The organism is Streptomyces sp. R-74717 (genome assembly GCF_047305335.1).
Lineage (GTDB): Bacteria > Actinomycetota > Actinomycetes > Streptomycetales > Streptomycetaceae > Streptomyces > Streptomyces atratus.
On record NZ_CP102361.1, the window covers coordinates 9,943,239 to 9,963,637 of the forward strand.

Annotated in this window: 19 protein-coding genes and 1 pseudogene; 8 read left to right on the forward strand and 12 right to left on the reverse strand. The window is 70.1% G+C overall.

Annotated features, from left to right (window positions below; all coding sequences use genetic code 11):
* Positions 1–4 precede the first annotated feature (4 nt).
* Positions 5–187, reverse strand: a complete 183-nt coding sequence (locus tag NRF20_RS45425; RefSeq protein WP_398633058.1) for a hypothetical protein — start codon at positions 185–187, stop codon at positions 5–7.
* On the opposite strand from NRF20_RS45425, the gene NRF20_RS45430 reads away from it, so the two are divergent.
* The 4 genes from NRF20_RS45430 (at position 176) to NRF20_RS45445 (ending at position 5,106) form a co-directional block, all read left to right on the forward strand.
* Complete coding sequence (locus NRF20_RS45430) at positions 176–1,033, forward strand: thiopeptide-type bacteriocin biosynthesis protein (protein ID WP_413754437.1); 858 nt, start codon at positions 176–178, stop codon at positions 1,031–1,033. The genes NRF20_RS45425 and NRF20_RS45430 overlap by 12 nt on opposite strands.
* Entirely contained in the window at positions 1,030–2,814 is a 1,785-nt protein-coding gene (locus NRF20_RS45435; protein ID WP_413754438.1) for an ABC transporter ATP-binding protein, read from the forward strand. The genes NRF20_RS45430 and NRF20_RS45435 overlap by 4 nt, the downstream gene beginning before the upstream one ends.
* Positions 2,815–2,824: 10 nt before the next feature.
* On the forward strand, positions 2,825–3,790 hold the full coding sequence (locus NRF20_RS45440; protein ID WP_398633061.1) for an LLM class flavin-dependent oxidoreductase: 966 nt from the start codon (positions 2,825–2,827) through the stop codon (positions 3,788–3,790).
* 74 nt (positions 3,791–3,864) lie between these two features.
* The gene (locus NRF20_RS45445) at positions 3,865–5,106 is read left to right on the forward strand and encodes an erythromycin esterase family protein (protein ID WP_413754439.1); all 1,242 of its coding nucleotides are present in this window, start codon (positions 3,865–3,867) and stop codon (positions 5,104–5,106) included.
* Positions 5,107–5,113: 7 nt separating this feature from the next.
* On the opposite strand, the gene NRF20_RS45450 is transcribed toward NRF20_RS45445, so the two are convergent.
* Together NRF20_RS45450 and NRF20_RS45455 are read right to left on the reverse strand one after the other, a co-directional pair.
* Entirely contained in the window at positions 5,114–5,647 is a 534-nt protein-coding gene (locus NRF20_RS45450) for a hypothetical protein (RefSeq protein ID WP_398633063.1), read from the reverse strand.
* Between the two features lie 675 nt (positions 5,648–6,322).
* On the reverse strand, positions 6,323–6,796 hold the full coding sequence (locus NRF20_RS45455) for a hypothetical protein (protein ID WP_413754440.1): 474 nt from the start codon (positions 6,794–6,796) through the stop codon (positions 6,323–6,325).
* 549 nt (positions 6,797–7,345) lie between these two features.
* Between NRF20_RS45455 and NRF20_RS45460 the strand changes: the two are divergent.
* Positions 7,346–7,945: pseudogene (locus tag NRF20_RS45460) on the forward strand (Ku protein); the annotation flags it as partial.
* An 18-nt stretch (positions 7,946–7,963) separates the two neighbouring features.
* Positions 7,964–8,920 (forward strand): ATP-dependent DNA ligase, encoded by a 957-nt coding sequence (locus tag NRF20_RS45465; RefSeq protein WP_413754441.1) that lies wholly within the window; start codon positions 7,964–7,966, stop codon positions 8,918–8,920.
* Here NRF20_RS45465 and NRF20_RS45470 read toward each other — a convergent pair.
* Positions 8,913–9,590, reverse strand: coding sequence for a helix-turn-helix domain-containing protein (locus tag NRF20_RS45470; RefSeq protein ID WP_413754442.1), 678 nt, complete (start codon positions 9,588–9,590; stop codon positions 8,913–8,915). The genes NRF20_RS45465 and NRF20_RS45470 overlap by 8 nt on opposite strands.
* 167 nt (positions 9,591–9,757) lie before the next feature.
* Here NRF20_RS45470 and NRF20_RS45475 point away from each other — a divergent pair, with 167 nt between their 5' ends.
* The gene (locus NRF20_RS45475; protein ID WP_398633093.1) at positions 9,758–9,997 is read left to right on the forward strand and encodes a hypothetical protein; all 240 of its coding nucleotides are present in this window, start codon (positions 9,758–9,760) and stop codon (positions 9,995–9,997) included.
* A gap of 240 nt (positions 9,998–10,237) precedes the next feature.
* On the opposite strand, the gene NRF20_RS45480 is transcribed toward NRF20_RS45475, so the two are convergent.
* From NRF20_RS45480 to NRF20_RS45515, 8 genes are all read right to left on the reverse strand, one after another.
* On the reverse strand, positions 10,238–11,239 hold the full coding sequence (locus NRF20_RS45480) for a sugar kinase (RefSeq protein WP_398633066.1): 1,002 nt from the start codon (positions 11,237–11,239) through the stop codon (positions 10,238–10,240).
* Complete coding sequence (locus NRF20_RS45485) at positions 11,236–12,105, reverse strand: SMP-30/gluconolactonase/LRE family protein (protein WP_398633067.1); 870 nt, start codon at positions 12,103–12,105, stop codon at positions 11,236–11,238. The genes NRF20_RS45480 and NRF20_RS45485 overlap by 4 nt, the downstream gene beginning before the upstream one ends.
* Positions 12,102–12,749: a bifunctional 4-hydroxy-2-oxoglutarate aldolase/2-dehydro-3-deoxy-phosphogluconate aldolase gene (locus NRF20_RS45490; protein WP_398633068.1), complete on the reverse strand. Its 648-nt coding sequence runs from the start codon at positions 12,747–12,749 to the stop codon at positions 12,102–12,104. Before NRF20_RS45490 ends, NRF20_RS45485 begins: the two co-directional genes overlap by 4 nt.
* Positions 12,737–13,615, reverse strand: coding sequence for a hypothetical protein (locus tag NRF20_RS45495; RefSeq protein WP_398633069.1), 879 nt, complete (start codon positions 13,613–13,615; stop codon positions 12,737–12,739). The genes NRF20_RS45490 and NRF20_RS45495 overlap by 13 nt, the downstream gene beginning before the upstream one ends.
* Positions 13,616–13,620: 5 nt before the next feature.
* Entirely contained in the window at positions 13,621–14,766 is a 1,146-nt protein-coding gene (gene dgoD / locus NRF20_RS45500; RefSeq protein WP_398633070.1) for a galactonate dehydratase, read from the reverse strand.
* Positions 14,763–15,506, reverse strand: a complete 744-nt coding sequence (locus tag NRF20_RS45505) for a FadR/GntR family transcriptional regulator (RefSeq protein WP_413754443.1) — start codon at positions 15,504–15,506, stop codon at positions 14,763–14,765. The genes dgoD and NRF20_RS45505 overlap by 4 nt, the downstream gene beginning before the upstream one ends.
* Before the next feature lie 40 nt (positions 15,507–15,546).
* Positions 15,547–16,305 (reverse strand): SDR family NAD(P)-dependent oxidoreductase, encoded by a 759-nt coding sequence (locus NRF20_RS45510; protein ID WP_398633072.1) that lies wholly within the window; start codon positions 16,303–16,305, stop codon positions 15,547–15,549.
* 324 nt (positions 16,306–16,629) lie between these two features.
* Complete coding sequence (locus NRF20_RS45515; RefSeq protein WP_398633073.1) at positions 16,630–18,786, reverse strand: right-handed parallel beta-helix repeat-containing protein; 2,157 nt, start codon at positions 18,784–18,786, stop codon at positions 16,630–16,632.
* Positions 18,787–19,091: 305 nt separating this feature from the next.
* Here NRF20_RS45515 and NRF20_RS45520 point away from each other — a divergent pair, with 305 nt between their 5' ends.
* Positions 19,092–20,351: an ABC transporter substrate-binding protein gene (locus tag NRF20_RS45520; RefSeq protein WP_398633074.1), complete on the forward strand. Its 1,260-nt coding sequence runs from the start codon at positions 19,092–19,094 to the stop codon at positions 20,349–20,351.
* The last annotated feature ends 48 nt before the right edge of the window (positions 20,352–20,399 follow it).

Genomic DNA, 20,399 nt, shown 5'->3' on the forward strand with positions numbered 1-20,399 from the left:
ACCGCTACCTGCGGCCGGCCGACCCCAGGGCGGTCGAGCTGATCGAGAGTCTCGCCGCGCCGGCCTCGACGCCGACGGCGAGCGCTATGCCGCCGAGGTCGTCGTGCCCGTCCTCGCCCGCGACGCGGAACGCGTCACCCGTGCTCCCGTGCCGCGGCAAGGCCGCGAGGTACCCGTGGAGCGCCATCTGCCCGGCGGCGCCTGGGCGTTCCTCAAGGTCTACGCGGCCCCCGAGCGGCAGGACGAGATCATCGCCGGCCCGCTGCTTGACCTCGTCGCGGGACTGGGCAGCGAGGGGCTGCTGGACCGCTGGTTCTACATTCGCTACGCCGACCCCTTCCCGCACCTGCGCCTGCGGGTCCGCGGCACCGACACCGACCGCACCCTCACCCACGTCACCGCGTGGGGGCGCGATCTCGTCGCCCGCGGACTCGCCACGGACATCGAACTCACGGGCTGTGCACCGGAGATCGCCCGCTACGGCGGCCCGGAGGTCTTCGACACGGCCGAGCGGCTCTTCGCGGCCAACAGCGAAGCCACCGCCCTGCTGCTGTCGCGACAGCCCGACATCAGGCCCGAGTTCCTCGCCGTCGCCGCTCTGGACACCCTCCACGCCCAGTGGGGCGTGCCGCCGGGCGGCGCGCTCACCCACCACACCGGCGGCCACGACGAGGCCCACGTCCGGGACACCCGGATACTGTTCCGCGAGCACCGCGCCTACCTGTGCGAACTCCTCAGCCCGTGGGAGCGCGACCCGCACGAGGAAGGGCGGGCCCACCGGCTGCTCGTCCAGGAGACGTTCGCCGCGCAGGCCCCCGCCGTCGCCGAGACGGCCGCAGCCGTCCGCGAGGCGGCCCGCCGTGGCCTCCTGGTCGGCTCCGAGGACGCCATCCTCGCCAGCCTCGCGCACATGCAGATCAACCGGCTCCTCCCCATCGACCTCCAACGGGAGGCCCGCAGCCACGTCCTGTGGGCCCACGTCCGGCGCGCCGTCCGGGGCCGCACGGCCGCGAAGGAGAGGGAGGGCCGATGATCTGGCTGCGCGTGAGCACGCTGTTCTGGCGGCTCAGCCCGCTGCGGGTATCCGCATTCACCGGCGTCTCCCTCCTCCTCGCCCTCATACCGGCCGCGCAGATCGGGCTGGTCGCCGCCGCCGTGCAGGGTGTGGCCGACGCCGTCACCGGCGACCGGGACGCCGGACGGGCCGCGCTCATGGCGGGCGTCGCCCTTCTCGGGGTGGGCCTCGCCAGCCATGTCCTGGGCACCTTCCTGCAGTACCTCGACACCCTCCTGCGGCTCGAACTCACCGCTCGCATCGGCGAATGGGTGATGCGCAAGGGCACCATGCTCGACCTCCAGCAGTATGAGGACGCCGAGGTCTACGACAAGATGCAGCGCGCCTTCCAGGAGAGCAGCGGAGGCCGTGTCTACCAGGTCTTCACCCAGCTCCTGGAGGTCGCGAGGGAGTTGGTCACCCTGGTGACCGTCAGCATGGTGCTGTTCTCCTGGAGCCCCTGGATCGCCCTGGTGATCCTGCTTTCGCCCATGCCGTCGGTCGTCTCGTACATGCTCTTCAGCCACAGGGCGTACGAGATCGAGTACGACCGGACCGCCGACCGGCGACGCGTGTACTACTACCAGCACCTCACCACCACCGACCACTCCTACAAGGAGGCCCGTCTCTTCCAGCTCGGCCCGCACCTGGTGGACCTCTACACCCGACTCATCCGCGCCTTCTTCGACGTCGACCGCCATCTCGCCCGCCGGCAGTCCGTGCTCGGCGGCGTCCTCGGTCTCCTCAGCGTCGCCGCCTCCTCGGGCGCCGTGCTCTGGGCGATCCACACCACCACCCACGCCGGCCAGGTCGGCCAGCTCGCCGGTTACCTCCAGGCCGTCGGTTCGATCCAGGTCTCCGCTCACGGCATGTTGCTCGGCATCGCCGCTCTCTACAAGGACAGCCTGTTCCTCGGCAACCTCTTCGACTTCTTCACCCTGCCCGAGCGTCAGATCAAGGGCGGCACCCGCCCGTTCCCGGACACGCTGCGCAAAGGCATCGAGTTCCGCGACGTGCGCTTCGTCTACCCCGGTACCGGCCGCGTCGTCCTGGACAGCGTCAGCTTCACCCTGCCCGCGGGCGAATGCATCGCGTTGGTGGGGCAGAACGGCTCCGGCAAGACGACGCTGGTCAAGCTGCTCACCCGGCTCTACGAGCCGACGAGCGGCCAGATCTTCGTCGACGACGTCCCGATCGAGGAGTACGACCTCGACGACCTGCAACGCCACATCGGCGTCATCTTCCAGGACTTCATCCGCTACGAGCTGCCCGTCCGCGACAACATCGGCTTCGGCAGCGTCGAAGCCCGCGAGGACACCGAGCGCGTCGCCGAGGCGGCACGGGCCGCCGGCGCCGACCGGTTCGTCGAGGCGCTGCCCCGTGGCTACGACACGACGCTCGGCCGCCACTTCGAGGACGGCCACCAGCTGTCCGGCGGCCAGTGGCAGAAGATAGCCCTGAGCCGAGCTTTCATGCGCCGCGCTCCCGTCGTCGTCCTCGACGAGCCGACGGCCGCCATCGACGCGGAGGCGGAAGCGGAGATCTTCGGCCGGCTCAAGGACGTCGCCCGCGGCGCCACTTCCCTGGTCATCGCCCACCGCTTCGCCACGGTCCGGATGGCCGACCGGATCGTCGTCCTGGAGAACGGCAAGGTCATCGAGGACGGCGTGCACCAAGACCTCCTGAGGGCCGACGGCGTCTACGCCCGGCTCTTCCGTATCCAGGCTTCGGGCTACCTGACCGAAGCCGCATCCCCCTGAAGGCCGAGTGATGCGCGTATCCGTCCTGTACCCCGCCATGCCGACGGACCCCCGGCACGTCGCCCCCTTCGCCGCGCTCGTCCGCGACGGAGGCGCGGCCCGCCTCTGGCAGGGCCAATCCCTCTGCGCCGACACCCAGCAGGTCTTCGCCTACCTGGCCGGCATGGGCTACCGCGTCCCGGTCGGGACCAGCGTCGCCCTCATGCCGCTGCGGCATCCGCTGGACGCGGCGGTCCAGGCCCGCTCCCTGTCCGTCCTCACCGGACACCTCACGACCATCGGACTCGGTCCCGCGACCCCCGACGTCGTCGCCGGACTGCACGGAAAGCCGTACGACAGCCCACGCGATGCCTGTGTGGAATACCTGACCGAGGTGCGGCGCCTGATCGGCACCGCGGACGGAGTCGCCGGACCCGGCATCGGCGCCTCCATCGGTCTGCCAGGCCTGCCGCACCCGGGAGTGGAGACCGGGCTCGGTGTGCTCCGGCCGACGCTCGCGCGGGCCGCGGGCCGGGCGGCGGACGCGGCGATCAGCTGGATGACCCCGCCCGGCTACGTCCGCGACACCCTGCTGCCCGCCATGGCGAAGGGTGCGGCCGAGTCGGGCCGCCCGGTGCCCCGCATGGTCACTGTCGTGCACGCCGCCGTCGACCGCCCCGGACGCCACGCCTACCGGCTCGCCTTCGCAGCGGCCCACGTCCACCTCGCCGGGCCGCACTACTGCGACATGCTGCGCCGCGCCGGCCTGCGCGTCCACCACAGCCGCCCGGGCCTCGGCGCCCGCGCGCTCGTCGACTCTGGAGTCTTCCTTTACGGCACGCCCGGGAACATCGCCGCACAGCTGGCCGAATTCGATCGGGCGGGGGTGGACGAAGTTGTCGTCAACGTCGCGGGAGTGTATTCCGAGCATGGCCGACCGGACGCCGTACGGGACCTCCAGGAGATCCTCGCGGCCTGCCGGGAGGCGACGAACTGAACCATGAACGGCTGCGAGAGGCCGGGGCATCACCGCGTGCCGCCCTCCCGCACGTGGTGAGGAGAGGCAAGACTGTGCCCGACGACATCGCCCGATGGCTGAACGAGCACGCCAACCCCTTGAGCACCCTGACCCCCGGCGCGCCGGGGGAGGACCTGAAACCCCTGGGCGAGGCACTGCGGGGGACACGGATCGTCGGTCTGGGCGAATCCCCCCACGGCACGGGCGAGTTCTTCCGGCTGAAGCACCGCATCGTGGAGTTCCTGGTCCGTGAGGAGGGTTTCACCACCCTCGCCATGGAGGCCAGCCAGTCCGCCGCCCGCGCGCTCGACGCGTACGTCCGGTACGGCGCGGGCTCCCCCGAACGGCTCGTCGCCAGGCTGGGCTTCTGGACCTGGCGCACCCGCGAGATGGTCGACCTCGTCGAGTGGCTACGCGCCCACAACCGCACCCTGCCGGAAGCGCGCCGGATCCGCTTCGTGGGAACCGACCCCCAGCTCTGCGCCGACTCGGTCGAGGCCGTCGCCGCCTTTCTGCGCCGAACGGCGCCCGATCAGGCCGGGCGCGTGGGCGCCTTGGACGTGCTGGCGCGGGCCCGCCCGGGCTCGCGTCCGGACCCGGACAAGGCCCTGTTGCGGCGCGCCGAGGAGATCGTCCGCCTCGTCGCGGACCACGTCGAGCGGTCGGGTCCCGGCGACGACGCCGACGAGGCTCTGGAACACGCGCGGATCCTGGTCCGCGCCGCCGACCTGGTGACCCGGCCCTTGGGGGCCTCGGCCGGCGAGGACGGCGTGTACGCCGCGCGTGACCGCTACATGGCCGAGGCCGTCGCACGGCTCGTGGACGACGCCCCCGAGGCTCGCGTCATGGTCTGGGCACATAACGGGCACATCGCGAAGGGCACGTACGGGGACCAGGTGCCGGCCCTCGGCGGCAGACTCCGCGAACAGTACGGCAACGCCTACTACGCGCTGGCCCTCCTCTTCGGCAAGGGCTCCTTCCTGGCCCGCCGCGGCAACGACCTTCAGCGCCCGCCGGCCCGCCACCGCATCGGCACCGGCCTCCGCTCCCTGGAGGCCAGACTCACGCACGCCGTACCCGGCGACTACTACGCGGACCTCCGCGCCGCGGGTTCCCCCGCCGACGCCGCGCCCTGGCTGCACGCCCCGCACGCGCAGCGCAGCTTCGGCGCCAACGTCCAACGGTTCCTCTACCGCTTGAACACCGCCCCACTCGTCCCGGCCGAGGACTACGACGGCATCGCGTTCGTAGCACGCTCGACCTGCTCCCACCTGCTGCCCCCGGCGGAGGACTGAGGTTCTCTCACGGCCACAGGTCGAGCGCGGCGTTCAGAGTGAGCTGCCACATCGGTTCGGCACCAGTGCCGAATGCAGCGGCGAGCCCGTACCCCACGGACGCGTCGTACGGGTCCCTGGCACGCTCGGACTCGCCCGCCGCCTCCCAGTCGGCCGACACGCGCCCGTCGCCGCTCGATGTGAAGACGCCGAGCAGCCGCTCGTCCCGCAGCAGCCGGCTGGTGCCGAGGGAGTCCGGAACCAGCAGATAGCTGCACTCCCGCGCCCCTGAGACGACCTCGACCCGGTACGAGCGCCGGGTTAGGAATCCTTTGGACGGCCGCAGGGTCTCCTCTGCACCGTCGATGAGCAGAGTGAGGTGCTCGGGGTCGCGCGTCCCGATCGGCACATGGCTCTCCGGCACTGTGTTCGGGGCCCGCCGGATGTCGACCTGCGGCAGACCGTCCCCGCTCACGCCCAGCGTCCTGGCCTCGTGGTCGAGTTCGATCCGGACCGCGCCGAAGAGCGGATCGTCGGCGGGCACGTACGCGTACGGACTCATCGGGACCCTTGCCTCCTGTTCATCCTGGTGATCGTCTTCCCCCAGTCTTGTCCGGGCGCGGAGGGCCGGTTCCTTTTCCGGCCAGAGGCGGGCCGGTGGGCAGGGGCGGCGCCACGGCCTGGGCGTCGGGGAGCGCAGCGGTTGTTCCCCCTGTCAACGAGCATCCGTACCCAGCCACGAGCTACCGCCAAGCGAATGACGGCCACCTACTCCTGCCTCGCTGCCACTACGGCGCGTAGCCGGTCACGCCAGGCGGTTCGCGGTCCCGACCAGCGGCGATCCGTCTTCAGAGGCAGCCGCGGCTGGGGAGGATCTGGGGAGAACGAAGCCCCGTTGGGGAGCGGCTGGGGAGGATCGGCCGTACAAACGGGCAGCAAGGTGAAAGGGACGGAAAGGCTGATCGCCGCAGATCAGAGGGCCTCTCCGAGCGCTTTCCGCAGGTCAGCGGTGTGAGGGTGACGACTTCAAGGACGACTTCTCCGTCCGCTACATCGACCCGAAAGAAGACCAGGAAGCAGGCGCCCGCCTGGGCGCCTGGTATCACAGTGACCGGATCCTCAACTGGGAAGCCTTCACCGTCACCATCGGCGACTGACATTCCGGCAGTGATACTCCGGTAACACAAAGCAGGACCGTCCCCCTTCGGGGGCGGCCCTGCGGTCTCTTGGACACGGTTCAGGAGGTGGCGGTCCGCCAGATGTGCACCAAGCAGAACTGGTCCTCCCCGCCCAGAGCGGCTTCATGGCCGCCAGGCGTGGCCAGCACATCGGAAGACCCCTCCAGCGGAGAGGTGAAAGGACCCCCGTCCGGGTTGAACACCCACTGCCACCGCATCCGATACCTGCCCGGCGACGGCAACACCAGCGGAATAATCTCCAGCACCCCAGAGTCGAGGGTTTGCAGCTGTAGCTCGCCCTCGGGAAGGTCCACCTCGACCTCCTCATGCCCCGCCCACTGACCGGGCGGCAGCGCCGGTGCACTGGTCCACGACTCCAGACGTATCACCGTCGTGCCCACCTCCGAGGGCACCTGCAGATACACCAGGCCCGGCCCAGGAAGCAGCCACTTCGATCTGTCCGCATCAACATCGAACGTTTCAGCCCCCATGGTCGTGTCGACCAGCCCGAACAGCCGATAGCTCGCCGACACCGTCGTATCGCAGGAATCCAGCAACCTACCCACCAAGCACCTCGCAAGTCGGGGAAAGCGCCGCTCAATGGCGGCGCCGCCACCGACTGTAAACGCAAGGAAGGAGCCATGTTCCGTAGGAGTCAGCTACGAGCCGCGTTACCCGAGAAGGGCCCGCTGGTGCTCCCGGGTCGCGCCGGCCGCCTCTCGTACGTCCGGATCCTCAGTGTGCGGCGACTTTGTGGACGGTGAAGTCGGCCCGGGGCGCGGTCCGGCCACGTCGGCCGGTCCGTTTACCACCCTCGGGCCCGTGGAACCCGACGCCCCGCAGCGTCACGCGACGGCCAGTCCCGACACGGCACGGGACATATCGGGCAGCCAGCCGCTCACAGCGACGACGTCACTCCTTGGAAGAATCGAGGTTCAAGGCCGGGTTGTAGTTCCAAAGGATGCTTGGGAAGGCTCCCAGCAGCTTCGTGATCGAGGCGATGGAACAGTCGGAGCCGACGTGTCCGCGACGCATTGCCGCAGCTCAGAGCCCATTCGGTCAGCTCGACGGTCGGTAAAGCGGACGGGCAGGTCGCCGCCAAGCCCTACACCCTGCTTCGCAGGGCCCTGGAGCGCTCCGACAGGGTCGCCGTAGCGAAGTTCGCCTGGCACGGCCGCGAGCGCCTCGGGCTGCTGCGGGTGCGCGAGGGCGCGATCGTGCTGCACAGCATGCGGTGGCCGGACGAGATCCGCAGCCCCGAGTCCCTTGCGCCCAAGGCCATCGACCTGGACAACGGCGAGATCGAGCGGGCCGTCCAGCTCACCGACACCATGGCCATGGACGACATCTCCGGATTCCGCGACCAGTACCGCGATGCCCTGAAAGAGCTCATCGAGGCGAAGGCGGAGGGCAAGGCCCCCACTGAGCCGGCTGAGGGCGAGGAGCGGGAGCCCGGGAAGGTCGTGGACCTGATGGCTGCCCTGAACGCCTCGGTCAAGGCGGCCAAAGAAGCGCGTAGCGAGCACGGCGGGGGCGCGACCGTGCACGAAATGCGGCCCAGCAAGAAGACACCTGCGAAGAAGAAGACCGCCGCGGCCGAGAAGACCACGGCGAAGAGGACGGCAGCCGCGCAGAAGAGCACGGCCAGGAAGACGGCTGCGAAGAAACGCAGCGCGTCCTGACCGCACGCGGGCACCGCCATGGTCATGCTGCCGCGGATTGCTCCCATGCTTGCCACCCCCGGTGTCCTGCCGCCCGAGGCGGTCGAAGATCAGTGGGCGTTCGAGGTGAAGTACGACGGCCAGCGCGCCATGGTCTACCTGCCGGGCGACGGAACGGCGGTTCTGCGGGCCCGGTCCGGCGCGGACATCACTCCCGCCTACCCGGAACTCAAGAACCTGGGCTCCGTGCTCGGCCGGCCTGCGGTCCTGGACGGTGAGATCGTCGCGCTCGACTCCGAGGGGCGCAGCGATTTCGAGCGGCTGCAGTCCCGGATGGGGCTGGCCGGTTCCCCGGCGAAGGCCGCCCGCATGGCCAAGATCGTGCCCGCCCACCTGGTCCTGTTCGACGCCGTGTTTCTGGGGCACAACAGCCTGACCGGGCTGCCGTACACCCAGCGCCGGAACGTCCTGGAGGACCTGGGCCTGGACGGGACGCACTGGTCGACGCCTTCAGCTGTCGTCGGGCACGGTGCTCAGGCCCTGGAGATGACCCGGACCGCGGGACTGGAAGGTGTAGTCGCGAAGCGTCTCACCTCCGTGTACGAGCTGGGCGTCCGCTCCCGCGCATGGATCAAGATCCGGCACGTCCTCACTGCCGACGTGATCGTCGGTGGCTGGGTGCCCGGGCGCGGCCGGCTCGCCGGCCTGCCCGGCGCGCTGCTGGTGGGGGAGCGGCACGAGGGAGCCCTGCGATATGTGGGGAGTGTCGGTACAGGCTGGAGCGACACGGAGCGCATCACCCTCGCAGGCCTGCTCCAGGCTGCCACGATTGACGAGTGCCCGTTCGAAGAGGTACCCGAGGCGGCCAGTGCACGCTGGGTGCTGCCCCGCCTGGTCGGCGAAGTCCGCTACGCGACCCGCACCCGGGCGGGCCGACTGCGCCATCCTTCCTGGCGCCGCCTGCGCCCCGACCTCGCCCCGGACGACATCACATGATGTGAGTGACGGGATCGCCACGGCGATTGCCCTGCACGTATTGCCCTGCACGGGCCGGGTCGCCGCGGCGAAGCGGCTCGTCAGGCGTTGACCGCCTGCGAGCAGTTCCCGCACCCGAGCACCGGGCTGACCCGCGCTGCGCGGTCGGATGCGCGGTCACACCAGCGATGTGCAGGTGGCGCGTGCCGTGCTCGAGGAAGACCAGCGCGTAGACCCGGCGAAGATCGACCAGGTCGATGTGCAGGAAGTCGCAGGCGATGACGCCGTCGGCCTGCGTCGTCAGGAACTCTCGCCACGTCGGCCCACCTCTACGGGGAGCAGGGCCTAGGCAACAGTCAAGATCTCCCAGACCGTGGAGGTTTCGACCCGATGCCCGAGCCGCGAGCTCGCCTTGGATCCTGCGACACCCCCAACGCGGATTCTCTGCGGCCAGCCGCAGCACCAGCTCTTTGATCGCCTTCGTGGTCGGTGGCCGGCCGGGCCTGCTCCGGCGCTTGCTGTAGTCCCACCGGCGCGCCACGAGCCTTCGATGCCACGCCAGCGCGGTGCCCGGAGTCACCGGGAACACCTGCGCCCAACGACGCCGGGGTATCAGCGAGGACAACGCCGCGAACCACAGCCGGTCCGCCGGCTCGTAGCGCACCGGACCTGCAAGTTGCCTGCGCAGCACTACGTTCTCGTGCCGCAGGACAAGAAGTTTCGGCGTCCTTGGCCACCTGCCGACGCAGCAGCAACACCGGGACCGACAACAGCTTCCTCGTCACCCGATAGACCAGCGAGACAATCATCCGCGGCGTCGTCCCACGCGACCCTGAGCGCCACCAAACCCCCTACGACCTGCAGCGACGCATTTCTGAACGGCACACGATGAACTGCTTCTTCCCGATGGCACATCGCCTCGCGCAGGTGGTGCAGTCCGTGGATGAGACCGGACAGCCCGTGGTCTACCCCGCCGAAGGACGGGAAGCGGACACGCAGCTCGGGCATCTGCCGCCCGAGGTCGCCGTCGTCCCGGCTTGGCAAGGCCCGGTCCAGGCACCCCCGCGCCGCCCCCGCCGCAGTGCCGGCGGTAAGTAGAACCCCACCTACAGGGCCGCCCGCGGCGTCTACGCGCTCGACGACGACTGGATCACGCCCGAGGGCCGGCACGATGCCGCTTCCACAGCGTTGACAACCGCGATCTCGCCTTAACTACGTGGCCTTGGGGTACTTCCGTGGTGCAGGCATCGGACCTTTGTTCTCCCATCGGCCGAGGCGATCACGCCTGGCTTCAGGGCCGCACGGAATGCGGTTCAGCTCAGTGGCCGGATCGCCGGGTCACCCGCCTTCTGCCCACTCCTCGGGCGCCGCGTCGAGTAGCTCGGCGAGGCGGGCGCGGTCCGGCAGCGGGCCGTGGTCGCCGGTCACCCGCAGTGCGGCGCCCGCGGTCAGATGCCCCAGCCGCAGCGCCCGTACGGGTTCCTCGCCGCGCAGCAGCCCGGCGAGGAACCCAGCCGCGAACGCGTCACCGGCTCCCACCGGTTCGATGACTTCGACCTTGGGCGCGGGCACGGTGTGGACCCTGGGGCCGTCGAAGGCGGTGGCGGCCCGTGCACCGTCCTTGACGACGAGGACGGGCGGTTGTGGCAGCAAGTCCCGTACGGCGAAGGCGTCGGCCAGTCCGTCTCCCCACAGGGCCTGTGCCTCGTCGAGGCCCACGAACGTGATGTCCGCCCGTCGGGCGAGCTCGAGCAGCACGGTGGCCGCCGCACCGTCCGCCCACAGAGCGGCCCGGTGGTTGACGTCGAAGCTCACGGGGCACGGGCGTTCAGCAATGTCGGGCTCGAGCAGCGCGGTGACCAGGTCCCGGCAGCCTGCCGAGAGCGCCGGGGTGATGCCGCTCAGGTGGATGAGGCCTGCGGAGCGCACGGCGTCGTCGTCCAGGAGGTCCGGGGTCAGGGCCGAGGCGGCGGAGCCGCGGCGGTAGTAGTGGACCCGGGTGCCCTCGGTGCCGGGGTCCTTGACGAGGAGTCCGGTCGGGCGGTGCGGGTCGGTGCGTACGCTGCTGATGTCGACACCGGATGCGGCCACCTCGGCGCGGATCCGGTGTCCGAACGGGTCGTCACCGAGCGCGGAGACCCAACGGGCGGGCACCCCGTGGTCGGCGAGGTACATCGCCACGTTGGACTCGGCGCCCGCGATCCGGATCCCGAGCAGACCGGCGCCGTCCAGCGGGGCGGCGGGTTCGGGGATCAGCGCGGCCATGGTCTCACCGATACAGGTCACCGGTCCCGTGACCGGCCGCCGGCCGGTTTCGCGGGACGTGTGAATCGCCGTCACTCGGGTCTCCCGGGGTGGTAGGCACACGTGGGCAGGCCCCGGACGCCGACCCGGGTGGTGAAGACCGCACCGTCCAGCGGTCCGGGTGCAGCGAGACCGTGCCGCGCGCTGGTGACGTACAGGCTGTCCCCGTCGAGGCACAGCCCGGCGGGCTGCGTCGCAGGAATTCGGATCTGCCGGTCCAAGGTGCCGTCGGCGCGATAGCGGTGGACGGTGCCGGTGCCCCAGACCGCAGTCCACAGGGCGCCCTCGGCGTCCACCGTCATACCGTCGGGGCTGCCGCGGTCGAAGGTGGCGAAAGTGTCCGGCGTACCCGGCAGCCCGGTGTCCGGGTCGACCGGGTACCGGCGGATGATGCCCTTGGCGCTGTCGGCGAGGTACATCACGGTGCCGTCCGCACAGAATGCCGGGCCGTTGGGAACGGTGAGGCCGTCCAGCACCCGGATCACCGTGCCGTCGTGGTCGACACGGTAGAGGGAGCCCGCGCCGTCCTCGGCGTCGTAGGCCATGCTGCCCGCCCAGAACCTGCCGTACGGATCGGCGGTCGCGTCGTTCATCCGCATGGCCGTGGCGGCCCCGTCCTCGGGGCGCGCGAGCCACTCGGTCCGCCCGTGCGCGGTGATCAGGCAGATACCGGTTCCGGCGGCCGCGATCCAGGTGCCGGGGCGTGCGTGGACGGGGGAGACCGCGCCCAGGGGCACGGACAGCCGGGCGAGTTGCGTCAGCGGAGCTGAGCGGTCCGCGGGTCCGGCCAGCAGCCGCCCGGTGAGGATGTCGACGAGGACGATGCCGTCGTCGACGGCGCGTATTCCTTCACCGAGCCCGAGCCGGTCCTGCCAGCAGACGGCCGGTGTGCCGGCGGTCATCGGCCGGCGTCCGCGGGGGCGGCGGCGCGTACGGCGTCGCGGAAGGCGCGCGCCCGCTCGCGGAGTGCTTCGAGGCTGCCGCCGTCGGCCGCGTCGCTGATCAGCGGCGAGCCGACACCCACCGCGGTAGCCCCGTGCGCGAGATAGGCCCCGGCCGCGTCGGCGTCCACCCCCCCGACCGGCACGAACGGCGCGTCCGGGAACGGGCCCTGCAGTGCCCTCAGATATCCGGTGCCACCGGCCTGCGCCGCGGGAAAGATCTTGAACGCGTCCGCACCGAGCCGCCGTGCGGCGACGATGTCGGTGGGGGTCATCACCCCCGCGAGGACGGGCAGCCCGAGGCGCTGGGCCTCTGTGACGGCCTCGCAGACGGCAGGGGTGACGACGAAGCCGGCTCCCGCGTCCCGCACCGCGTGTGCGTCCTCGGCGGTGAGGACGGTGCCCGCACCGAGCGGTGCACCGGGGCCCAGCGCGGCGCGGGCCCGGCGGATGACGTCGAGTGCGTCCTTTCCGCTGAGAGAGACCTCGATGAGCGGGAGGTGCTCCTCCGCCAGGGTCAGTACGGTTCTGAGCGCGGCGTCCGCGTCGTCGCCGCGCACGATGGCGACGATCCGGTGGGTGCGCAGCGCGGTCAGCAGATCCACGTGTGAGTTCCCCTCCTGTCTGTGTCTTCTGGTGCCGTGTCGGGTTTCGGCTCCGTCTGTGGCGCTGGTTGTGTCCACGGCTCCGGTGCTTGCGCAGCCAGGGTGAGACGCCAGCGGACCTCGCCGCTGCGCGGAACGCACGCGGCGTCCCCGTCCCGCGCGGCCGCCAGGTCGAAGACCCGGCCGAGCATGGGCTCGACCCCCACGGACCGGTACGGCTCCTGCTCGGGGAAGCCGCCGAGGTTGCGCCACAGCGCCACGGACACCGGCTGGCCTTCGGCCTCGACGGCCATGTGCAACGTGGCCGCGCCGTCGCGGACGTACACCTGCGGGGTGTCGACGATGGCGCCGACGGCCGTCCCGTCATCCGGCCCGAGACGGTCGAGCCCTTCCGTCCGCCCGGGCTGCGACGGCCAGGAGCAGGGGGTCCACCGGGCGCCGCTGTCGGGATAGAAGCGGGTCGGCGTGCCGTCCCTGATCCCGATATGGGCCTCCTCCGAGAGATCGAACAGCGCGTGCGCGGCCCACAGGAAGCGGTAGCCGGGTTCGGCCGTGAGCCGGTAGTCGGCCACTGCGCGGCCCCCGTCGCTGCGGATCCGGCGGCTGAGGCGGAAGTCCGGGCAGTCGACGGACTCGGTGCCATCGGCCCACTGCCAGGGCCGGGCCCAGGCATCGCCGTGGTCGGGTGTGCCGCGTACGGTCGGTACGCATTCCTCCAGTCCACCGGCGTCGGCGAAGGCGTCGCCCGGAATGGCGCCGGGGCGGCGTGGCTCGTCGCGGTGCCAGAGCCATTCGCGGCCGGCGGCACGCAGCGACGTCCATCTCCCGCCGCCGGCCGGGTCGGTCTCGATTCTGACGGTGGGCATCGTGCTCACCACTCGGCGAAGGCGCCGTCGTCGTACCGCCACACCGGATTGCGCCAGGCGTGCCCGGTCCGGTCGGCCGCGCGTACGGCGTTCTCGTCAACCGTGACACCGAGCCCCGGCAGGGCCGTGCGCCGCGCCCGTCCGCCGACGAAGCGGAACGGTTCGGTGTCCACGACGTACGACAGCAGGTCGGCGTCCTTGTTGTAGTGGATGCCCCGGCTCTGCTCCTGGATGAGGAAGTTCGGGGTGGCGAAGGCGATCTGGAGACTGGCGGCGAGTGCGATCGGGCCGAGGGGGCAGTGCGGGGCGAGTTGTGCACCGTAGGTCTCGGCGAGCGAGGCGATGCGGTGGACCTCGGAGATGCCTCCGGCGTGCGAGAGGTCCGGCTGGGCGACCGCGATGCCGGCCGTGAGGGCGGGCAGGAAATCGGCCCGCCCGTACAGCCGTTCGCCGGTGGCGACGGGTACGGAGGTGGCGCCGACGAGGGCGGGCAGCAGGTGCCCCTGTTCGGGAAGGAGCGGTTCCTCCACGAACAGCGGGTGCAGGGGCTCGATGGCGTGCAGGACCCGGCGGGCGCCGGCCGGTCCGAATCTGCCGTGCATGTCGATGGCCACATCGCGGCCGGGGCCGAGGACCGCACGGGCGGCGGTCACCCGATCGACGACGGCGGCGGTCTCGGCGGGGGTGGCGAGGGGTGTGGTGCGACCCGCCGCGTTCATCTTGACGGCGGTGAAGCCGGCCTCGACCTGGGCGGTGATCTCCTCGGTGAGCTGGGCGGGTTCGTCGCCGCCGACCCAGGCGTAGACCCGCACCTCGTCGCGGACCGGACCGCCGAGCAACGCGTGCACGGGGGCGCCGTAGGCCTTGCCGGCAATGTCCCACAATGCCTGGTCGATACCGGCGACGGCGCTGGAGAGTATCGGGCCGCCCCGGTAGAAGCCGCCCTTGCTGAGCACCTGCCAGTGGTCCTGGATGCGCAGCGGGTCCCGGCCGATCAGGTATTCGGCGAGGACATCGACGGCGGCGCGGACGACCTCGGCCCGGCCCTCGACGACGGGTTCCCCCCATCCGACGACGCCCTCGTCGGTCTCGATCCGGCAGAACAGCCAGCGTGGCGGTACGAGGAACGTCTCGATGCGAGTGATCTTCACCGGTTCGCGGTCCCCTCGTCGGTGGCCGGCCGGTTGCCGCGGGCCCGGTCGAGGTCGCGTACGGCCTGGTCGAGCAGGTCCCGCATGGCGCGTTCGGCGGCAGCCTGGTCCTGGTCGCGTACGGCGTCCAGCACAGCCCGGTGACTGGGTACGGGGTCCTCGCCGTGCGGCGAACTGTGCACGATCTCGTCGCGGTGCGCGAGGCCCGACTCGATGACCATCTCCATGCGTTCGAGCAATTCGTTGTGGGTGGCCGCGAGGAGCGCGCGGTGGAAGGCGAGGTCTGCCTCGACCGCGTGGGCCGCGCCGCCCTCCTGCTCACTCATCGCGGCGAGGGCCGCTTCGAGTGCGTCCAGGTCGGAATCGGTGCGGCGGGCGGCGGCCAGCCGGACAGCGGCCGGCTCGATGATGCCGCGCACCTCACCGAGGTTGTGCAGCAGTGCCGGATCGGTGCCGGAGTCGGTGCCACCCGCGAACTGCCAGCGCAGTACGTCCGCGTCGAGGAGGTTCCAGTCGGCGCGGGCTCTGACGAAGGTGCCGCGTTTCTGGCGCGCGTCGACCATCCCCTTGGCGGCGAGGACCTTCAGGGATTCCCGCAAGGCGGTCAGGCTGACATCCAACTCGTCCTGCAGCGCCACGAGATCGAGTGTCGCTCCTTCGGGGAGCTCGCCGCTCAGCACCCGGCGCGCGAGAGTCTCCACGGTCTGGCCGTGCACTCCGCGGCGCGCGTATGGCGTCATGTCTGTGTACCTTTCTGGTGTGCGATGGGTACGGAGACGGTCAGGCCGAGGCCTTGACGACGGACCAGCCGCCGTCCACCAGCAGGTTCGATCCCGTGATGTAGGACGCCTCGTCGGCGGCGAGAAACGCAATCGCCGCCGCGGCTTCCTGGGGGGTGCCGAAACGTTTGGCGGCAGTCTCGGTGACGCTCTGCCTCCGGTCCTCCTCCGAGACCCGGTCCCATGCCCCGGTGAGGATGGGGCCGGGCAGGACGGCGTTGACCCGCACCTCGGGTCCGTACTCCACCGCCAGTTGTCCGCACAGAGAGAGCAGCGCGCCCTTGGACGCCGCGTACGCGGGATGTCCGGGGATGCCCTTGTGGGCGTGGACCGAGGAGGTGAGCACCACGGCGCCGCGGCGTTCGCGCAGGTCGGGCAGGACCGCACGGAAGCCGAGGAACGCTCCGGTGAGGTTCACTGCGAGCTGGCGCTCCCACGAGGTGACGGTCATCTCGTGCGCGGGGGTGACGTCGACCGTGAAGGCGTTGCTCACCAGGACGTCGACGGGGCCGAAGGTGTGCGCCGCGGAGACGATCCGCCCCCAGTCGCCCTCGTCCGCGACGTCCGTGCGGACGAAGAGGGCCCGGCCGCCCGCTGCTCGGATGCCCGCGGCGACACGCTCGCCCGCGTCCTCGGCGATGTCGGCGAGGATCACCGCGGCGCCTTCGGCAGCGAGCCGTTCGGCGGTGGCCGCGCCGATGCCCGACGCGGCTCCGGTGACCACTGCCACCTTGTCGGCGAAGCGGGCGTTTCCGTTCATGGGGCTGTCGGCTCCTCGAGTGGTGAAGCTGTCGGCGATTCTGCCGGTGGCGCCGTTCGGACGGTCGGCTACTGCCTCACGCGTACGACGAGTTGGACTGCGGGGTGACCAGAAAGGTGCGGCTCTGTGCTGTGCCGAGGTGTGCCTGCGACTCCGCATGCGCGCCCACGGAACGAGGCCCGGCCTCCTGACCCAGGCGGCCGGGCCCTCGTTCGGCTGATACAGACTGACGGGGCAACCGGGCCACCGTCAAGATTAATTACTAATTTATCTGCTGGCTTTGGCTGGGCCGGTTCCCTGTCCCGCGGCTCTCGGCCGTGCGGGTCACGAGAGTCCGATCCGGTTCATGGGTATCCGCTGGTAGCCGGGGAGTTGGGCGGCGATCAGGTCGTCGTTGCCCAGGGTCGGCTTCCCGTCCACGACTGTCACGACGCCGGGGTCGGCAGTGAGTGTCAGATTGCGGTCAACCGTTCCGTACGTGCGCGCGGACGGGGCGATGTCCAGCGCGGCGACGGTGCAGAGCGCGTTGTACTCGACGACGTTGTACTTCGGGTACGCCGGCTGGTCGTCGGTGATGTTCACGAGGTTCGGATAGCGCGACCGCCACGGCTCCTTCTGGTAGGGAACGGCGGCCAGCAGGTTGTACATCCCCCACGCGCCGCCGGGTGCCACGTTCTCCGCCGCCCAGTTGAGTCCTCGTTCGTCGAGCGTCACCGAACGGCCGGACGACAGCATGATGTTGTTGGTGATGATGTTGTCCCGGCCGCCGCCGATCTGGAAGGCGGTGTCGACCTTGTAGAAGATGTTGCCGAACATCGTCGTTCCGCAGAAGCAGTCGTCGAGGTAGACGCCCGAGGCGAAGTGGGACCCGCCGCTGCCCACGATGTCGTGCAGGAAGTTGTAGCGGATGACCGTGCCGCGTCCGGTCCACTCCCGTCCCGCGTAGATGGCACCGGCGTCGTTGGTCTGCTTCACCACATCGTTGATCTCGTTGTACTCGATCACGTGGTCGTTGCCGCGGAAGAGGATGGCGACGTGCGGCGCGTCGTAGATGTGGTTGTTGGCGACGCGGTTTCCGACACCGGCGAGTTCGACCGCGGGGCTGTACGTCAACTGGAGGCGGCTGTAGTCGTGGATCTCGTTGCCGACCGCCTGGTTGTGCGCCGGGGTGAGGGTGGCCCGGTCACCGCCGGCGAGGGCTATGCCGCCCTGGCCGGTGGCGTGGATGTGGCAGCCGCGGACCTCGTTCTGCGATCCGCCGTGCGGGCCGGCCGTGGCACTCGCATCACCGATCGTGACCGCGCGGCCGCCCAGGAGTCGCAGGGTGCAGTCCGCAACGGTGTTGGACGTGCCGTCGGTGATGACGATGCCGTCGCCTCGCGCCCCCTCGAATATGAGGTTCGAGAACGTGACGTTCGAGCAGCCGTTGAGGACGGCCATCGGGTCGGCGAGCAGCGACAGTTGCGCCGTCGCGCCGGACAGAGCGCTCGGCGGGTACAGGTACAGCTTCCCGGTGGCCCGGTCGAGGTACCACTCACCCGGCGAGTCGAGTTCCTCGAGCACGTTGTAGTAGTAGTAGCGCCGGTCCGCCTTGACGCTGTACATGCTGGCGGTCTTGGTGGAGATCGTCTGCGCTGCCGGGTCGATCGTCTTGATCTGAAGGTTGCCGTCGGCCCACTCGTAGAACCAGTAGCCCTGCATCCACACGTCGCTGGTGTCGGTCCAGGTCGATGGCCGGGAGTCGGTGTACTTGAACGTGGCCCCCTTGGCGAATTCGGCGGCCATCTTGTCGGGGTCGCCGAGGACGCTGCGGGGGTTCCCGCCCGGGTCGATGACCTGGCCGACGGTGAGGAATCCGGTGTTCGGGTATCGGGCGAGGGTCATCGCCTTGCTGTTGAAGAACAGTTCGGGCGGGGTGACCGTGCGCGGCAGGCCGTATCCGGTCTGGAGGATCTGGCCGTAGTCGGTGATCCCGAGCGTCTTCAGGTCGAACTCGCGGACGATGTCGCGTGACCCGGCCGGGAGGCGGTTGCGTATCGCCTGGTCGCTGACCGGCTCGAAACCGGTAGCGGGCAGGTCCACGCCGCCGACGAGCCGGACCTGTTCGCCGTTGTAGGCGGCGTAGGTGACCGGCCGGCCCGGTGCACCGGAGTCCTGCGCTTCGAGGGTGAAGCTTCGCGTCCGCCGGTACGTGCCGCCCCGGAGATAGACAGTCACCGGTTCCGTGGCACGGCCCGGCGCCCCCTGCCGCCAGGTCCGGATCACGTCGCGCGCCTTCTCCAGCGTCGCGAGAGGTGCGGTCTGCGTGCCCGGGTTCGAGTCCTTCCCGTTCGTTGCCACGAAGAAGGACTTCTGGTCCTTGGGCCGGTCCCGCCGGTCACCGGTACCGGCGTAGGCCGGCCCGGCGATGAGGGCCGCCGACGCACCGGCCCCGACGGCCCCGGCGGCCCTGAGGAGATCACGTCGAGAGAATCTGGACATGTTGTGCCTTTCGTAGGTGCCTACTGGAACCGGGCCCTCGGTCCGGGCGCACAGCGCCTCCGGCCGAGCCTTCGTTGCACGACGCTCCGACTAATCGATAATCGTTGAGCGATAAGTAGCGGGTCGGCGGTGGCGAGTGTCAAGGGATCTTTCAAAACCCGCTGGATGAAGCACAGTTCGCACGCAGCGCAGGTTGCGAACGGGTAACGCCTCCGTTGACAGGCCTTGACCGTCGTCCGGCAGGTCCTCGATGGTGAGCTCGCTATCGATAAGCGATAAGCGATTAGCGATCGATGGAGGGTTCGATGGTTTCGGGTTCTCGCCGGCACTTGGTCAAGCTGGGTGCCATCGCCATATCCGCCGCACTGCTCACGGGCTGCTCGACCGGCTCGGACTCAGCAGGCGGCGACAAGAACATCCGCATGCTGGTCAACATCACTCCGGTGCTGACCAAGCAGTTCTACGAGGACCTGGTGGCGGGGTACGTCGCCAGTCACCCCGGAGTGAAGGTCACGATCGAGGCGCCCACCGGCAGGGGCATCGAGGACACGCTGAAGCAGCAACTGGCCGCGGGCAGCCCGCCCGACATCCTCGCCGGCGGGCAGAACACGGCTCTCGCCGGGCAGATGGAGCCGCTGCCCGACGAGCAGTGGGTGAAGGACGCACCGTTCGCGGAGGCGTCCAAGCTGGACGGCAAGGTGTGGATGGCCGGCACCGGCGTCCAGCTCCAGTCGCTGGTGTTCTACAACAAGGCTGCCTTCGCCAAGGCCGGTGTCACCGGGACGCCCAAGACGGTCGACGAGTTCACCGCCGCGCTGCGCAAGCTGAAGGGTGCCGGTTACACGCCGCTGCAGACCGGTGGTGAGTGGACCACCGGCGCGCAGGCCCTGATGATGGCCAACCCGAACGTGATGAACACCGAGCCGCAGTGGTACGCGAAGCGGAACAAGGGCTCCGTGACCTTCGCCGACAGCAACTACGCCAAGTACCTGGGCGTCTACCAGTCCTGGATCAAGGACGGCCTGGTTCCCAAGGACGCCAACGGCATCAAGTACCAGGACATGATCAACAACTTCACAGCCGGCAAGTCGGCGACGATGGTGATGGGCAACTGGCTGGCGGCCTCGCTCGCCGAAGCGAAGCCGGGCATCGACGCGGGCGTGTTCCCCGTCCCCACGTTCGACGGCTCCACGCCGCCGCAGGCGGCCAACCCGGCCATGCCGTACTCGGTGCTCAAGAGCTCCAGGCACGCGGACGCGGCAATAGACCTGGTGAAGTACCTGGTCAGCGACAAGAAGGCGATCACGAAGGCGCTGAGCGTGGAGGGCAACTTCCGTACCGGATACAGCTACGAAGCCTCCCCGCTGACCAAGGACATCGCGAAGCTCCTCGACGAGGCCGGCGGCAAAACCGTGGCGATCGGCCCCGGACTGGGCGACAACTCTTCCCCGTCGGGCTTCCCTGCGGAGTTCAACACCCAGGTCCAGAGCATGTATCTCGGGACGACGGCCGCGCAGGTGGCGGGTGCCATGGACAAGTGGTGGGCCGCGAATGCGCCCAAGTAACGTGACGCTTACCGCTCCTGGACCGTCGGACAACCCGCCGGTCCCCGA

What these genes read in the sequence shown, in the direction of transcription:
- NRF20_RS45495 (WP_398633069.1), bottom strand. Translation starts at nt 13,615, where the DNA reads ATGCCCACCGTCAGAATCGAGACCGACCCGGCCGGCGGCGGGAGATGG.
- NRF20_RS45505 (WP_413754443.1), bottom strand. Translation starts at nt 15,506, where the DNA reads ATGACGCCATACGCGCGCCGCGGAGTGCACGGCCAGACCGTGGAGACT.
- NRF20_RS45510 (WP_398633072.1), bottom strand. Translation starts at nt 16,305, where the DNA reads ATGAACGGAAACGCCCGCTTCGCCGACAAGGTGGCAGTGGTCACCGGA.
- NRF20_RS45465 (WP_413754441.1), top strand. Translation starts at nt 7,964, where the DNA reads ATGGTCATGCTGCCGCGGATTGCTCCCATGCTTGCCACCCCCGGTGTC.
- NRF20_RS45435 (WP_413754438.1), top strand. Translation starts at nt 1,030, where the DNA reads ATGATCTGGCTGCGCGTGAGCACGCTGTTCTGGCGGCTCAGCCCGCTG.
- NRF20_RS45515 (WP_398633073.1), bottom strand. Translation starts at nt 18,786, where the DNA reads ATGTCCAGATTCTCTCGACGTGATCTCCTCAGGGCCGCCGGGGCCGTC.
- NRF20_RS45485 (WP_398633067.1), bottom strand. Translation starts at nt 12,105, where the DNA reads ATGACCGCCGGCACACCGGCCGTCTGCTGGCAGGACCGGCTCGGGCTC.
- NRF20_RS45440 (WP_398633061.1), top strand. Translation starts at nt 2,825, where the DNA reads ATGCGCGTATCCGTCCTGTACCCCGCCATGCCGACGGACCCCCGGCAC.
- NRF20_RS45520 (WP_398633074.1), top strand. Translation starts at nt 19,092, where the DNA reads ATGGTTTCGGGTTCTCGCCGGCACTTGGTCAAGCTGGGTGCCATCGCC.
- NRF20_RS45450 (WP_398633063.1), bottom strand. Translation starts at nt 5,647, where the DNA reads ATGAGTCCGTACGCGTACGTGCCCGCCGACGATCCGCTCTTCGGCGCG.
- NRF20_RS45425 (WP_398633058.1), bottom strand. Translation starts at nt 187, where the DNA reads ATGGCGCTCCACGGGTACCTCGCGGCCTTGCCGCGGCACGGGAGCACG.